This is a genomic window from Pseudomonas sp. 21615526 (assembly GCF_013386245.1).
Classification (GTDB): Bacteria; Pseudomonadota; Gammaproteobacteria; order Pseudomonadales; family Pseudomonadaceae; genus Aquipseudomonas.
Map to the genome: position 1 here is coordinate 154,518 of NZ_JACAOM010000015.1, position 15,531 is coordinate 170,048.

General features: G+C 62.0%; 12 protein-coding genes. 8 read left to right on the forward strand and 4 right to left on the reverse strand.

Going from position 1 to position 15,531, the window contains the following annotated elements; translation table 11 throughout:
* Nucleotides 1-184: 184 nt before the first annotated feature.
* The 7 genes from HX786_RS06870 (at nucleotide 185) to yccS (ending at nucleotide 10,852) form a co-directional block, all read left to right on the forward strand.
* Entirely contained in the window at nucleotides 185-1,627 is a 1,443-nt protein-coding gene (locus tag HX786_RS06870) for a TldD/PmbA family protein (protein ID WP_178911865.1), read from the forward strand.
* Nucleotides 1,627-2,943: a TldD/PmbA family protein gene (locus HX786_RS06875; protein ID WP_003216897.1), complete on the forward strand. Its 1,317-nt coding sequence runs from the start codon at nucleotides 1,627-1,629 to the stop codon at nucleotides 2,941-2,943. Before HX786_RS06870 ends, HX786_RS06875 begins: the two co-directional genes overlap by 1 nt.
* Nucleotides 2,944-3,272: 329 nt before the next feature.
* Nucleotides 3,273-4,163, forward strand: a complete 891-nt coding sequence (locus tag HX786_RS06880) for an alpha/beta fold hydrolase (RefSeq protein ID WP_178911866.1) — start codon at nucleotides 3,273-3,275, stop codon at nucleotides 4,161-4,163.
* A 36-nt stretch (nucleotides 4,164-4,199) separates the two neighbouring features.
* A complete protein-coding gene (mdtD, locus tag HX786_RS06885) occupies nucleotides 4,200-5,627 on the forward strand; it encodes a multidrug transporter subunit MdtD (protein WP_177035277.1) in 1,428 nt (475 codons plus the stop codon).
* Between the two features lie 130 nt (nucleotides 5,628-5,757).
* Nucleotides 5,758-7,095 carry an ATP-dependent RNA helicase DbpA gene (gene dbpA / locus HX786_RS06890; protein ID WP_236260841.1) on the forward strand — a complete coding sequence of 446 codons (1,338 nt, stop codon included), beginning with the start codon at nucleotides 5,758-5,760 and terminating at the stop codon, nucleotides 7,093-7,095.
* 160 nt (nucleotides 7,096-7,255) lie between these two features.
* Complete coding sequence (locus HX786_RS06895; protein ID WP_178911867.1) at nucleotides 7,256-8,434, forward strand: NAD(P)/FAD-dependent oxidoreductase; 1,179 nt, start codon at nucleotides 7,256-7,258, stop codon at nucleotides 8,432-8,434.
* A gap of 234 nt (nucleotides 8,435-8,668) precedes the next feature.
* Complete coding sequence (yccS, locus tag HX786_RS06900; RefSeq protein WP_003216889.1) at nucleotides 8,669-10,852, forward strand: YccS family putative transporter; 2,184 nt, start codon at nucleotides 8,669-8,671, stop codon at nucleotides 10,850-10,852.
* A gap of 104 nt (nucleotides 10,853-10,956) precedes the next feature.
* Here the strand turns inward: yccS and HX786_RS06905 are convergent, their stop codons facing one another.
* Nucleotides 10,957-11,694: an ABC transporter substrate-binding protein gene (locus HX786_RS06905; protein WP_102605038.1), complete on the reverse strand. Its 738-nt coding sequence runs from the start codon at nucleotides 11,692-11,694 to the stop codon at nucleotides 10,957-10,959.
* A gap of 219 nt (nucleotides 11,695-11,913) precedes the next feature.
* Here HX786_RS06905 and HX786_RS06910 point away from each other — a divergent pair, with 219 nt between their 5' ends.
* The gene (locus HX786_RS06910) at nucleotides 11,914-12,366 is read left to right on the forward strand and encodes a GNAT family N-acetyltransferase (protein WP_008434061.1); all 453 of its coding nucleotides are present in this window, start codon (nucleotides 11,914-11,916) and stop codon (nucleotides 12,364-12,366) included.
* Nucleotides 12,367-12,481: 115 nt separating this feature from the next.
* Here HX786_RS06910 and HX786_RS06915 read toward each other — a convergent pair whose 3' ends face one another.
* From HX786_RS06915 to HX786_RS06925, 3 genes are read right to left on the reverse strand one after another with little or no spacing between them, the layout of a single operon-like run.
* The gene (locus tag HX786_RS06915) at nucleotides 12,482-12,778 is read right to left on the reverse strand and encodes a helix-turn-helix domain-containing protein (RefSeq protein ID WP_008434063.1); all 297 of its coding nucleotides are present in this window, start codon (nucleotides 12,776-12,778) and stop codon (nucleotides 12,482-12,484) included.
* Between the two features lie 19 nt (nucleotides 12,779-12,797).
* Nucleotides 12,798-13,298 carry a M48 family metallopeptidase gene (locus HX786_RS06920; RefSeq protein ID WP_003216881.1) on the reverse strand — a complete coding sequence of 167 codons (501 nt, stop codon included), beginning with the start codon at nucleotides 13,296-13,298 and terminating at the stop codon, nucleotides 12,798-12,800.
* Between the two features lie 43 nt (nucleotides 13,299-13,341).
* Nucleotides 13,342-15,453: a bifunctional diguanylate cyclase/phosphodiesterase gene (locus tag HX786_RS06925; protein WP_178911868.1), complete on the reverse strand. Its 2,112-nt coding sequence runs from the start codon at nucleotides 15,451-15,453 to the stop codon at nucleotides 13,342-13,344.
* Between the last annotated feature and the right edge of the window lie 78 nt (nucleotides 15,454-15,531).

Genomic DNA, 15,531 nt, shown 5'->3' on the forward strand with positions numbered 1-15,531 from the left:
AGCAAGCCCGCTCCCACATTTTTGACCGTGTGAACCCGATCAAATGTGGGAGGGGGCTTGCTCCCGAAGAGGCCCGATCTGACACCGCAAGACCTCCCGCCCGCCTACACTTTCCTTGATCAGCTCCCAGCCCGGGCCTACTCTGTTTGCCTGCCCGCGCCGAGCCGCCCACAAGGAAGGCCCCATGTTCGAACACCACGCCACACTCAAAAAGCAGTTCAGTGCCCTGCGCACTACCGCCGAATTCTTTTCCCTGCGCTACGTCCGCGAGTCCGGCCAGTACCTGTCGGTACGCAAGAACGTCGCCGAGCCGCCACACCTCAGCCAGGACGAAGGCGCGATGCTCACCGTGCGCCTCAATGGCGTCGAAGCCTACGCCGCCACCCACGACATTTCCCTGCCCGGCCTGCAAGCCGCCCTTGAGCGCGCCGAACAGCAAGCCCGGCTCATCAAGCCCCACGCCCTGCTCGACCTGCGCAACCAGCCAGTGTCCAGCGACACTGCCGACTACCTGTCGCCGAGCCTCGACCAGCCGTTCCCGTCCCTGAGCGACTGCTACCAACTGCTCGGCGCCGAATCGGCCGCCGTGCCCAAGGACGAGCGCCTGGTGAACTGGGAAGTCAGCCTGGGCACCACCCACGTCGAACAGATCTACCTCAACAGCGCCGGCGCCGAACTGCGCCAGGCCCAGCGGTTCGTGTTCCCGGGCGTCAACGTCACGGCCTACGACGGCAAAGACAGCCAGACCCGCACCCTCGGCGGCACCAACTTCGGCCAGCAAGGCGGCTTTGACGTGATCAGCCGCTTCGGCCTGGTGGGCGCCGCGCCGCAGATTGCCGACCAGGCGCTGCAACTGCTGCTGGCCCCGAACACACCCCAGGGCCCGCGCGACCTGCTGCTGATGCCCGACCAGATGATCCTGCAGATTCACGAATCCATCGGCCACCCGCTGGAACTCGACCGCATCCTGGGCGACGAGCGCAATTACGCCGGCACCAGCTTCGTCAAGGCCAGCGATTTCGGTCACCTGCAATACGGCTCCAACCTGCTGAACGTGACCTTCGACCCGGACATTCCCGAGCAGCTCGCCAGCTACGGGCATGACGACGACGGCACGAAGGCCAGCAAACAATTCCTGATCCGCGAAGGCTTGCTGCTCAAGCCGTTGGGCGGTGCGTTGTCGCAATACCGCGCCGGCATGCAAGGCGTGGCCAACAGCCGTGCCTGCAGCTGGAACCGCGCGCCGATCGACCGCATGGCCAACCTGAATATCGAGGCCGGCGACCAGAACATGGCGCAGCTGATTGGCGGCATCGAGAACGGCATCCTGATGTCCACCAACCGTTCGTGGTCGATTGACGATGCACGCAACAAATTCCAGTTTGGCTGCGAGTGGGGCCAGTTGATTGAAAACGGCGAGCTCAAAGGCGTGGTGAAGAACCCCAACTACCGGGCGATTTCCGCGCAGTTCTGGCGCAACCTCAGCGCCGTCGGCGACGCCAGCACCTTCAAGGTGCTGGGCACGCCGAACTGCGGCAAGGGCGAACCCAACCAGGTGATCCGCGTCGGCCATGCGTCGCCGGCCTGTGTGTTCAGCAACGTGGACGTGTTCGGGGGAGACGCCTGATGAATAATTTCAAAGCCCTGGTGGATTGGCTCAAGCAGGCCATCACCGACCACGAACAATTCCACCTCGGCTACGCCGACGAGTCCTCCGAGTTTGTGCGTTTCAACCACGGCAAAGTGCGCCAGGCCGGCCAGGTGCAACAGGCCAGCCTGAACCTGAAGCTGATCAATGACGGGCGCCACGCCGACCTCGGTATCACCCTGGCGGGCGAGCCTGAACTGGATCGCCAGCGCCTGGCCGACGGCCTGCAACAACTGCGCGAGACCTTGCCGTTGTTGCCGCAGGATCCGTACCTGCTGCTCAACCACAACGCCTGGCAAAACAAGGACCAGCAGGACCGACCGCTGCCGGACCTGGCGCAGGTGCTGGAAGCAATCAGCCTGGCCGCTGAAGGTGTGGACATGGTCGGCTTCTACGCCGCCGGCCCTATCAGCCGTGGTTTCGCCAGCTCATCAGGCGCCTTCGGCTGGCATCAGGCCAACAGTTTCAACTTCGACTTCAGCCTGTTCCACGCCAACGGTGAAGCGGTGAAAGCCAGCTACGCCGGCAACGATTGGGACAGCGTGGCCTTCGCCCAGCGTTTCAAGCAGGCCCGTGAGCAACTGGAATACCTTGGTCGCCCGCTGCACCCGCTGGCACCGGGGCAATATCGCGCCTACCTTGCCCCGGCGGCCATGGAAGAAATCATCAGCATGCTCACCTGGGGCGGGTTTTCCGCCCAGGCCATCGCCAGCAAAGGCAGCCCGTTGCAACGGTTGTATGGCGGTGATCAGTCCTTGAGCCCGCTGGTGACCCTGGACGAACAGGTCAGCGGCTCCCTGAGTTCGGCGTTTTCCCGTGACGGCTATCCACGCAGCGACGTGAAGCTGATCAATGCCGGCAAGGCTGAAGGCCAACTGGTGAACTCCCGCAGCGCGGCCGAATACGGCTTGAGCACCAACGGCGCCAGCGCCGATGAATCGCCCAGCGCGTTGCAGATGGCCGCCGGCAACCTGGCCCAGGCCGATATCCTCAAGCAATTGGGCACCGGCTTGTACATCAGCAACCTGTGGTACCTGAACTACTCCGACCAGCCCGCTGCGCGCCTGACCGGCATGACCCGCTTCGCCACGTTCTGGGTCGAAGACGGCGAGATCAAAGCGCCGGTCAGCACCATGCGTTTTGATGACAGCGTGTACAGCCTGTTGGGTTCGCAACTGGAAGCGCTGACCGCTGATCGGGAATTGCTGCTGTCGGCGAGTACGTATAGCCAGCGCAATACGTCATCCAATCTGCTGCCGGGGGCGCTGGTAAAACGCCTGACCCTGACCTTATAAGCAACGCAAAACCCATGTGGGAGCGGGCTTGCTCGCGAATGCGGCGTGTCAGCCACTACATCTGTGACTGAGGCACCGCATTCGCGAGCAAGCCCGCTCCCACAGTTGATCGCATTCCATATTTTGATTCGGTTCATCCTCAAAGCCCCACTCCAGACACCTGGCCGTCCGGCCAGTTGTCGCTCGCGAAAAACCTCGTTATAAAGGTTGGTGGCACCTAGCCACGTCCGCGCGGTAAAAAAACTCAAACAACACCCCGCCGTCCTCAACCCACTTGCACGCAAGTGATGCACGACCTTGCCCGGGATAGGGCAAGCTGGAGCGTTGACATGAACCATGGAAGTTTTGTCATTGAAAAGCTGTTCAAGCACTACAACGTTCACGTAGAGCAGCTTGGTAACAACCCAGAGAAGAAAACCGTGCTGTTGGTCAACGGCGCGCTGTCCACCACCCGCTCGTTTGCACGCACCAGCAAGTGCCTGTCCGAGCACTTCAATGTGCTGATGTTCGACCTGCCGTTCTCCGGCTATTCACGCCCACACAACACCGACCTCGACCTTGTGACCAAGGACGATGAAGTGCAGATCCTGCGGGCATTGGTGGAACGCTTTCAGGTCAACCACCTGGTGTCCGCCTCTTGGGGCGGGATTTCCACGCTGCTGACCCTCGCGCATAACCCGCCGTCGATTGAAAGCTCGGTGGTGATGGCACTGGCGCCCAACCTCAACCAGGCCATGCTCGAATACGTAGAGCGGGTGCGCGTGCTGATCGAGGCCGATGACAAATCTGCCGTCGGCCATCTGCTGAATGAAACCGTGGGCAAATACCTGTCGCCCCGGCTCAAGCGCAACAATCACCGGCACCTGTCGACCATGGCCACCACCGAGTATCGCCAGGCACGCTTCCATATCCATCAAGTGCTGGCCCTGGGTGACGGCAACTACCTGCCGCAATTGACCCGGATCGAAACCCCGGTGCACTTCCTCAACGGCGTGCTGGACGAGTACACCCCGGCAGACGAAGCCCAACTGTTCAAGAAATACGTAGGCCGCAGCAGCTTCGCCACCGCCGAACACACCGGCCATTTGCTCGACCTGGAATCCCGCGAAGCGGCCTTGGCCGTGCACCGGGCGCTGATTGATTTCCTGGTGGGCAAACACGTGGCGTTGTCAGATATAGACGAAGCGCCAGTGGGAAAAGGAGCTGCCGATGGCGCATAATCGCCGACACATAGGCTGCTAACAAAAAGGTAACTCATGCCGAATCGCGCCCCTCTCGATGCCAAGACCGCCCGCTGGCTACCCTGGGTGGTAGCGATTGCCTTCTTCATGCAGTCGCTGGATGGGACGATTCTCAACACCGCCTTGCCGGCCATGGCTCGAGACCTGGCGGAGAACCCCTTGCGCATGCAAGGCGTAGTGATTGCCTACATGCTCACCGTGGCCTTGCTGATTCCCGCCTCGGGCTGGGTGGCCGACCGCTTCGGCACCAAGAAGATTTTCTTCGGCGCGATCATGCTGTTCAGCATTGGCTCGTTGCTCTGCGCGCTCTCCAGTACGCTGACCATGCTGGTGGGCGCCCGGGTGATCCAGGGCCTGGGCGGTGCGTTGATGTTGCCGGTGGGCAGGCTGGTGGTGCTGCGCGCCTACCCGCGCTCGGAGCTGGTGCGCATCATGGGTTTCATCACCATTCCCGGGCTGCTGGGCCCGCTGCTCGGCCCGACCATGGGCGGCTGGATGGTGCAATACCTGACCTGGCACTGGATCTTCCTGATCAACCTGCCGGTGGGCATCATCGGCTGCTACGCCGTATGGAAGTTCATCCCCGACCTGCGCGGCAGCGAACGTACGCGGTTCGACGGCGTGGGTTTCCTGCTGTTCGGCGCGGCGATGGTGCTGATCACTATCGCCATGGAAGGCCTCGGCGAATTGCACCTGCCGCACCTGCGGGTGATGTTGCTGCTGTTCGGCGGCCTCGCGTGCCTGGCGGCTTACTGGCTGCGCGCCGGGCATATCGACAACCCGCTGTTCTCGCCGGTGCTGTTCAAGACCCGGACCTTTGCGGTGGGCATCCTCGGCAACCTGTTCGCTCGCCTGGGCAGCGGCGCGTTGCCGTTCCTAGTGCCGCTGTTGTTGCAAGTGGCGCTGGGTTATTCGCCGTCCGAAGCGGGGATGAGCATGCTGCCCCTGGCGGCGGCGGCGATGTTTGCCAAGTCCATCGCCCGGCCACTGATCGAGCGCCTGGGCTACCGCGTGGTGCTGACCGGCAACACCCTGGCGCTGGGCATCATGCTGGCGAGCATGGGCCTGGTCAGCGAACACACGCCCTACCCGCTGCTGCTGGGCATGCTGGCGATCCTCGGGGCCATCAACTCGCTGCAATTTACCGCGATGAATACCGTGACCCTGATCGACCTCGACGACGCACAGGCCAGCAGCGGCAACAGTTTGCTGTCGGTGGTGGCGCAGTTGTCCCTGAGCCTTGGGGTGGCCTGCGCCGGTGCGCTGCTGGGTGGTTTTACCGCCGAAGTGGGCAACGACGGGGTCGACACGGTGCTTGGGGCGTTCCAGTTGACCTTCGTCACCGTGGGCATCATGGCGATGCTGGCGGCGGCGATCTTCCTGCAATTGTCGCCAAAAGACGGCAAACGCGTGGTCAGCCGTGAGCACGACATTGAGCATTAACAGGCTTCTCGTCTAGAACTTGCAGGGAAAATCCCACGAGACTGGTACACTGCGCGACATTTTGTTTTGCAGAGCCAGTCCCGTGACTACCATCGCCACCGCTTTTAATACTTTGCCCCTGTCCGCCGCCATGCTGGCTAACCTCGACTCGCTGGGTTATGTCGAGATGACGCAGATCCAGGCGCAAAGCTTGCCGGTGATCCTCAAAGGGCTGGACCTGATTGCCCAGGCCAAGACCGGCAGCGGCAAGACCGCAGCCTTCGGCATCGGCCTGCTGAACCCGATCAACCCGCGCTACTTCGGCTGCCAGGCACTGGTCATGTGCCCGACCCGCGAGCTGGCTGACCAGGTGGCCAAGGAAATCCGTCGCCTGGCCCGCGCCGAAGACAACATCAAGGTGCTGACCCTGTGCGGCGGCGTGTCCCTCGGCCCGCAGATCGCCTCCCTGGAGCACGGCGCCCACGTCATCGTCGGCACCCCGGGCCGCATCCAGCAGCACCTGCGCAAGGGTTCGCTGGTTTTGGACGGCTTGAACACGCTGATCCTCGATGAAGCCGACCGCATGCTCGACATGGGCTTCTACGACGCCATCGAAGACATCATCAGCAAGACCCCGGCCCGCCGCCAGACCCTGCTGTTCTCGGCCACCTACCCGGTGAGCATCAAGCAGCTGGCCTCGAAATTCATGCGCGCGCCGCAACAGGTCAAGGCCGAAGCGTTCCACTCGGACGATCAGATCGAGCAGCGCTTCTACGAGATTTCTCCGGAAGAGCGCATGGACGCGGTGACCAAGGTCCTGGCGCATTTCCGCCCTGCGTCTTGCGTAGCCTTCTGCTTTACCAAGCAGCAAGTGCAGGAAACCGTGGATCACCTGACCGCCAAGGGCATCTCCGCCGTTGGCCTGCATGGCGACCTGGAACAGCGCGACCGTGACCAGGTACTGGCGATGTTCGCCAACCGCAGTACTTCGGTACTGGTCGCCACTGACGTTGCCGCCCGTGGCCTGGACATTGATGCACTGGACATGGTGATCAACGTCGAACTGGCCCGCGACTCGGAAATCCACATCCACCGCGTGGGCCGTACCGGTCGCGCGGGTGAGACGGGCATTGCTATCAGCCTCGTCGCACCGTCCGAAGCCCACCGCGCCCAGGCCATCGAGCAGTTGCAGAAGTCGCCGCTGAACTGGGACCAGTTGGACAACCTCAAGCCTCAGAGCGGCGGCCCGTTGCTGCCGGTGATGAGCACCCTGTGCATTGCCGCCGGCCGTAAAGACAAGGTTCGCCCGGGCGATATCCTTGGCGCACTGACCGGTGAAGCCGGGATTCCGGGGGCCCAGGTCGGCAAGATCGCGATCTTTGATTTCCAGGCCTTTGTGGCCGTGGAACGTGGGATCGCCAAACAGGCGCTGCAGCGTTTGAATGACGGCAAGATCAAAGGCCGTTCGTTGCGCGTGCGTATCCTGTAAAGATCTCAAGCTATACCGAGATCAAAAATGTGGGAGCGGGCTTGCTCGCGAATGCGGTATATCAGTCGACAGATTCGGTGACTGACACTGCGCATTCGCGAGCAAGCCCGCTCCCACATTTGACTGTATTCCAATTCAGAATTTGTATGAGGACATGGCTGTGCGCTCGACCGAAGTTGTGATCATTGGCGCCGGCGCCGCAGGCTTGATGTGTGCGCTGACCGCCGCCGGGCGTGGGCGCAAGGTGATGTTGATCGACCACGCGAACAAGGCCGGCAAAAAGATCCTGATGTCCGGCGGTGGCCGCTGCAACTTCACCAATATGTACACGGAGCCTGCCAACTTCCTCTCCCACAACGCGCACTTCTGCAAGTCCGCCCTGGCCCGCTACACCCAGTGGGATTTCATCGCGCTGGTGGCCAAGCACGGCGTGCCGTACCACGAGAAAAAACTCGGCCAGCTGTTCTGCGACAACAAGTCCAGCGACATCCTCGGGATGCTGTTGGATGAGTGCATCCAGGTCGGCGTGAGCATGCACCTGGACACCTCGGTGCAGGAGATTGCCAAGGTCGATGGCGGCTATCAGTTGCAAACCACCCTGGGTGAGTTGCGCTGCGAATCACTGGTGATCGCCACCGGCGGGCTGTCGATCCCGACCCTGGGGGCCACCGGCTTTGGTTATCAAGTGGCCAAGCAGTTCGGCCATGAACTGCTGCCAACCCGCGCCGGGCTGGTGCCGTTCACCATCACCGACCAGCTCAAGGAATTGTGCGGCGAGCTGTCCGGTACGTCCGTGGATTGCCTGGTGAGCTGCAACGACCAAAGCTTTCGCGAGAACATCCTGTTTACCCACCGCGGCCTGAGCGGGCCGGCGATCCTGCAGGTTTCCTCCTACTGGGAACCCGGCGACACCGTGGAAATCAACCTGCTGCCCGACCACGACGCCCACACCTGGCTGCAAGCGCAACAGGTGGAGCGCCCGAACAGCGAGCTGAAAACCCTGCTGGGTGAGATCTTCACCAAGAAGATGGCCAACCTGCTGGCCGAAACCTGGTTCGTTTCCAAGCCGATGAAGCAGTACACCCACGCCGAGATTGCCGACATCGCCGGCAAACTGGGGAGCTGGCAACTGGTGCCGGCGGGTACTGAAGGCTATCGCACCGCCGAGGTCACCCTGGGTGGCGTGGACACCCGGGAGGTTTCGTCCAAGACCATGGAATCCCTGAAAAGCCCCGGTTTGTACTTCATCGGCGAAGTGTTGGATGTGACCGGTCACCTGGGCGGGTTCAATTTCCAGTGGGCGTGGGCTTCCGGTTATGCCGCTGCCCAATTTGCCTGACGGAACGCGGTAAAAAAATGTGGGAGCGGGCTTGCTCGCGAAGGCGGAGTCTCAGCTAATACATCAGTGACTGATACACCGCCTTCGCGAGCAAGCCCGCTCCCACATTTGGTTCGTGGTGTGCTTGGAAGTAATGACTGGAATAAATTTTGCTCTCAGATGTGATCGCCACGCTTGCCGTGGCGTCATTACTGGCTCAATTTAGCGGCATCGTCCCGGAAGACCCCAGACTTCATGTCATCGACCTCCTTCAAGCAGTCCATGCGGCGCCTTTGGGCACTGGATAAGTTCAGTTACAGCGTACGGGTATTCATCGCCCTGACCGGCAGCATGGCGCTGTGCTGGTACCAGAATGAAATGGCGCTGCTGATCCCGCTGTTCCTGGGGATTATCGCCAGCGCCCTGGCTGAGACCGATGACAACTGGCAAGGCCGGCTCAACGCCCTGGCCGTGACACTGGTGTGCTTCAGCACTGCGGCACTGTCCGTCGAACTGCTTTTCCCATATCCCTGGATCTTCGCGATCTTCCTGGCGCTCTCCAGCTTCGGCCTGACCATGCTCGGTGCCCTCGGCGAGCGTTATGGAGCGATCGCTTCGGCCACCCTGATTCTCTCGGTCTACACCATGATCGGCGTGGACCAGCGCGGTGGCGCCGTCACCGACTTCTGGCATGAACCCTTGCTGCTGGTGGCCGGCGCCGCGTGGTATGGCGCGCTGTCGGTGTTGTGGCAGGTGCTGTTTTCCAACCAGCCGGTGCAGCAGAGCCTGGCGCGACTGTTTCGCGAGCTGGGGCGTTACCTCAAGCTCAAGTCGTCACTGTTCGAACCGATCCGCCAACTGGATGTGGAAGCGCGGCGCCTGGAACTGGCGCAGCAGAACGGCCGGGTGGTGGCAGCACTGAACGCCGCCAAAGAGATCATCCTGCACCGGGTCGGCAATGGTCGCCCGGGCTCCAAGGTCAGCCGCTACCTCAAGCTGTACTTCCTGGCCCAGGACATCCACGAGCGCGCCAGCTCCTCGCACTACCCTTACAACGCCCTCGCCGAAGCCTTCTTCCACAGCGACGTGCTGTTCCGCTGCCAGCGCCTGTTGCGCCAGCAAGGCAAGGCCTGCCAGACCCTGGCCGAATCGATCCAGATGCGCCAGCCGTTCGTTTATGACGACAGCTTCGCCGAAGCCCTGGGCGACCTCAACGCCTCCCTGGAACACCTGCGCATCCAGAGCAACCCGGCCTGGCGCGGCCTGCTGCGCTCCCTGCGCGCCCTGGCGGCCAACCTGTCGACCCTGGACCGCCTGCTGGGCGACGCCGCCAACCCAGACAGCCTGGCCGATGCCACCGACAGCAGCCTGCTGGACCGTGCGCCGCGCAACCTCAAGGAAATGTGGACGCGCCTGCGCACGCAGTTGACGCCGACTTCGTTGCTGTTCCGCCATGCCCTGCGCCTGCCCCTGGCGCTGAGTATCGGCTACTGGATGGTGCACTTGATTCACCCGTCCCAAGGCTATTGGATCATCCTCACCACGCTGTTCGTGTGCCAGCCAAACTACGGCGCCACCCGGCGCAAGCTGGGCCAGCGGATCATCGGCACCGCCATCGGCCTGACCATCGCCTGGGCGCTGTTCGACCTGTTCCCCAACCCGCTGATCCAGTCGATGTTCGCCATCGCCGCGGGCCTGGTGTTCTTTATCAACCGCACCACGCGCTACACCCTGGCGACTGCCGCGATCACGCTGATGGTGCTGTTCTGCTTCAACCAGGTGGGCGACGGCTACGGGCTGTTCCTGCCACGGCTGTTCGATACCTTGCTCGGCAGCCTGATCGCCGGGCTGGCGGTGTTCCTGTTCCTGCCGGACTGGCAGGGCCGGCGCCTGAACAAGGTGCTGGCCAATACCCTGACCTGCAACAGCATCTACCTGCGCCAGATCATGCAGCAGTACGCCGCGGGCAAAAGCGACGACCTGGCTTACCGCCTCGCCCGGCGCAATGCCCACAACGCCGACGCCGCGCTGTCCACCACCCTGGCGAACATGCTGATGGAGCCGGGGCATTTCCGTAAGGAAGCGGACGTGGGGTTCAGGTTCCTGGTGCTGTCCCACACGCTGCTCAGCTACCTGTCGGGGCTGGGCGCCCACAGGGAAACCCAACTGCCGGCGGAAGTGCGCGAGCACTTGATCGAAGGCGCCGGGAAGACGCTGGCGGCGAGCATCGACGAGATCGCCACCGGGCTGGCGAACAAGCAGCCAATTGCGATTCAGAGTGATGCCGAGGAAGCCTTGGCAGTGGACCTGGAGCAGATGCCGGATGAAATTGACGAAGGGCAGCGGCTGGTGCAGACGCAATTGGCGCTGATCTGCCGGCAACTGGGGCCGTTGCGCACGTTGGCGGCTCACCTGATCAAAGATACCAGCGAAGCCTGAACCCTCTTCGCGAGCAAGCCCGCTCCCACATTCGGCCGAGTTCCACCTTTGGAATGCGGTCGAATGTGGGAGCGGGCTTGCTCGCGAAGGGGCCATTAGCCTCACTACATCCCGTGCTGCTTCATCAACCGCGCATAACTGCCATCCACTTTCATCCTGGCAATCTCCCGATCAAACCCGGCAACAATCTGCTGATGCTGAGGATTTTTCAGGCTAACCAGAATGTGCAGGCTGTTTTCACTCAGCGGCACCGGCAAAAACTCCACCGCGTTGCGCACGGTGGCGGACTCCCGAGCCAGGTAGTAGCGGGCGACGAATTCGTCCTCCAGCGTCAGCCGCACCCGCTGCGCCGCCAGCATGCGCACGGCCATGGCGAAGTTATGCACCGGGACTTTCTGCAATTGCGGATCGGCATCGAACGCCGCTGAATAGGCATAGCCACGCACCACCGCGACGGGGTAGTCGTGCAACTGCTCCAGGTTCTGGTAGTCGATGGGATCGTCGCGGCGCTTGAGAAACAGCACCCGGTTGAGCAGGTATTCGCCGGAAAACTGCCCCAGCTGAGTACGCGCATCGTCGTACCAGGCGTTCACCAATACGTCGTAACGCCCATCGCCCACACCCATCAGGGCGCGGGCCCAGGGCACCTGTTCAAACTCACTGGCATAGCCGGCACGGGCCAGGGCGGTGGTCACGATGTCGGTGGCCAAACCACCATTGACCAGGGTGGCGTCAGTGAACGGCGGCCAGGCATCCGCCACCAGTCGCAAGCGTTCTGCCGCCACCGCCTGGGCCAGCAACAACAAACCGATCAAAGCAACGGCACGAGAAAATCGCGGCATGCTCAAGTCCTTGGCGGGCATTCTATGGCCTGACCTCTGGGGCAACCCGAGGATTTAACAGTAGCTCATCAATGAGCTGTACTGCAGATTACACAAAGACGACAGCGTCGCACGCAGAGAATGATGGCAAATTGATCTCACTCACAAAAAAACCGCAATTTAGACACTCGCCTCCCGCGCGCTTACTATCCTGACCAGACAATCAGCCGAGAGAACACCATGACAGTCGAATGGGTCTGCAAACACCACAGTGACCTGGGCAAGGAGCAGCTGTACGCCATTTTGCGCCTGCGCTCGGAGGTCTTCGTGGTCGAGCAGAAATGCGTGTACCAGGACATCGACGGCCAGGACCTGGACGGTGACACCCATCACCTAATGGCCTGGGATGATGGTCAACTGCGGGCCTACCTGCGCCTGCTGGATCCTGAATCACAGGGTGGTGATGTGGTGATCGGCCGGGTGATCGTTGCGCCGAGCGCGAGGGGTACCGGGCTGGGCCACCAGATGATGGATGAGGCCCTCAGGCAGGCAGAGAAACAGTGGCCCGACGTGCCGATCTATCTGTCGGCCCAGGCGCATTTGCAGGGGTATTACGGGCGTTACGGGTTTGTGGCGGCGGGTGAGGAATACCTTGAGGATGACATTCCACATATAGGCATGCGTCGGGCATGAGGGCCTCTTCGCGAGCAAGCCCGCTCCCACATTTGACCGAGTTCCACCTTTGGAATGCGGTCGAATGTGGGAGCGGGCTTGCTCGCGAAGGCGTCAGCCCGGTCACCCCAAGCCTTCAGGGGTAACCCAACACCTGTTTAATGCTCGCCAGGTTCGCCTCGATCCAGCGCCGATCAATCGCGCCCCAATCACGAATCCGATAGCGCCCGGCATGATTGCGGGCCCCGTCTTCCTGTTCAAACTCACACACAATATCCAGGTCCGCCAACGCCGCAATCGTGTCCTGTGCAGTACGCCGGGGCATGCCCGTCACCTCGGTCAGTGCCGGGACGCTGCTGGCCAGCTGGCTATCAATCAGGTACGCCACATACAGGCGCCGGTAGAAGCTGCTTTTGGTCTTGCTCACATCCATGCTCGATCGCCTTTGAAGGTCAGGGCTTGCCCTGCAGGTCCCGCCAGGTCAGGTACACCCGCAGGTCGAATTCCACCTGATGGTAGCCCGGCAACATGTATTCACAGAGTTTGTAGAACGCCTTGTTGTGGTCCGATTCCTTGAAGTGCGCCAGTTCGTGTACCACGATCATGCGCAGAAATTCCGGCGCGGCTTCCTTGAACAGCGAGGCGATACGGATTTCTTTCTTCGACTTGAGGTTGCCACCCTGCACCCGAGAGATGGTGGTGTGCAGGCCGAGGGCTCGGTGGGTCAGGTCCAGGCGGTTATCGAACAACACCTTGTCGATGGCCGGGGCGTTGCGCAGGTGTTCCTGCTTCAGGGCCTGGGCGTAGCTGTACAGCGCTTTGTCGCTCTGCACGCCATGACGTTCGGGGTAGCGCTGGGTCAGGTAGTCGCCGAGTTGGTCCTTGGCAATCAACTGGCGCACTTGCTCCTGCAATGCTGGGGGGTAGGCCTGGAGGTATTTCAGCGCGGTCATGGGGTCAACAACGGGTATTTGAATGGGCGCCAGTGTAGCGAATTCAGCGGGCGGCTGCGCGCAGGCGCCAGTCGGCAATTTCATCCGCGATCAACGGCGGCGCCACCTGCGGGCCCTGGATGAACTGGCAGCCGTTGGCCTTGAGCCACTCAACTTGCTCCTGGGTCTCGACGCCTTCGGCAATCACCAGCAGATCAAAATGCCGGCACAATTCGATAATGCTGCGCGCCATCGCCGCGTCCCGGGATGAACCCGGCAGGCGGGCGATCAGCTTCGGGTCGAGCTTGAGGGTGTCGAATTCCAGGTCCCGCAGGTGGGCCAGGGAGCAGTTGCCCGCGCCGAAATCATCCAGGGCAATCCGCACGCCGGCCCGGCGCAACAGCTTGAGCTGCTTGGTGGACTCATCCAGATTGTGCATCAGGCTTTCTTCACTGATCTCCACCTCAAGCTGCCGGCCTTGCAACCCATGTCGCTCCAGCACCTGCTGCAGCTGGCTGGCCAGGTTCGGCATATTGAACTGGCTGCTGCTCAAGCTCACGCTCAGGACCAACTCATCGTTGAACACCCCTGCCCATGCCTGCCGCTGGGCGGCCACCTGCTGGTAGATCCAGGTGCTCAACTGGCTGATCAGCCGCGCCTCTTCGAGCAACGGCAGAAACAGCCCCGGCGGCACATCGCCGACACTCGGGTGCTGCCAGCGCAGCAGCGCTTCGACGCCCCGCAGATGGCCGTCGTGCAACGACACCTGCGGCTGGTACACCAGGGTGAAATCCTTGCTGTCGATGGCGCTGCGTACGCTGTCTTCGAGCATCAGGCGCGAGCGGGCCCGGCCGTTCATTTCCTGGTCGTAGTAGCGATATTGCTGACGCCCGGCGCGCTTGGCCTCGTACATCGCGACGTCCGCCGCGCGCAGCAGGCCGTTGAGGTCCGAGCCGCAGTCCGGGAAAGTGGCGATGCCGATACTGACGCCCAGCATCACATCCAGACCGTCGACCTGCTGACAGATCGACACCCGTTCGATCAGTTTTTCCGCAATCTTGGCCGCCTGCTCCGGGAATTCCAGCTCCAGCAGCGCGGTGAATTCATCCCCGCCCATGCGCCCGAGAATGTCGTAGGAGCGCAGGCACGCCTTCAACTGTTCCGAGACCCAGCGCAGCACGCGGTCTCCGGCGTCGTGGCCGAGGGAATCGTTGACCCGCTTGAACCCGTCCAGGTCCAGGTACAGCAGCACCAGCGACTGTTCGTTACGCTCGCTGCGCAACAGCACATTCTCCACCGACTGGTGAAACCCGCGCCGATTGAGCAGGCCCGTCAGCGGGTCGGTGACGGCTTGGAACTCCAGTTGCTGATGCAGATGGCGCACCTCGGACATGTCCAGCACCGTGACCACCATGGCTTTCTGCTCGGCCGGCAGCGGGGCGCACGACATCGCCACGGGCAACTGCTGGCCGGGTGCGGTGCGCAAGATGGCGTCGTGCAGGCGCCAGGTTTCGCCACGTTTGTAGCCTTCATACAAGGCAGAATCGGACCACCCAGGCACATGGGGCTTCTGTAGGAAGCCCAGGAACTCGGCACCCTGGATCTCGGCGACCGGCGCATTGATCAGCCGCGAAATCGCCGGGTTGGCGTAGCTGATCACGCCGTCTTCGCCCACCACCAGGATGCCTTCGGCGGCATTGTCGAGCACCGAGGCATTGAAGGCCCGGGCCGATTCCAGATCGTGACTCAGGCGCTGCAAGGCACGGCGGTTGCGCTGGTGCTCCAGCAGGGCCTGGACCTTGGGCTTGAGGATATTCGGGTCGAAGGGTTTCAGCAGATAGTCGATCGCGCCGCTGGCATAGCCTTCCAGCATCGCCGCCGGCGATTGGGCGTGAGCGCTGAGAAAGATGATCGGGGTCATTTGTGTGCGTTGGCTGCCGCGCATCAGCCGGGCCACCTCGAACCCGTCCATGCCGGGCATCATCACATCCAGCAACACCAGGTCGACGTCGTGTTCGAGCAGCAATCCCAGGGCTTCCACCCCGGAGGCCGCCGTCACCACATGCCAATCTTCACGCTGCAATAGCGCACGCATGCTGATCAGGTTTTCGGGATAGTCATCGACCACCAAAAGCACTGAACAACCATCGCGAGGCTTGATTGGAGCGCATTCCATTGCTGCTTCTCTTTCGTCGGAGTCATTCCGGTCATTTTTGCGACAAAACCGGATAAACAATAAGGGCTCACTCTAGCC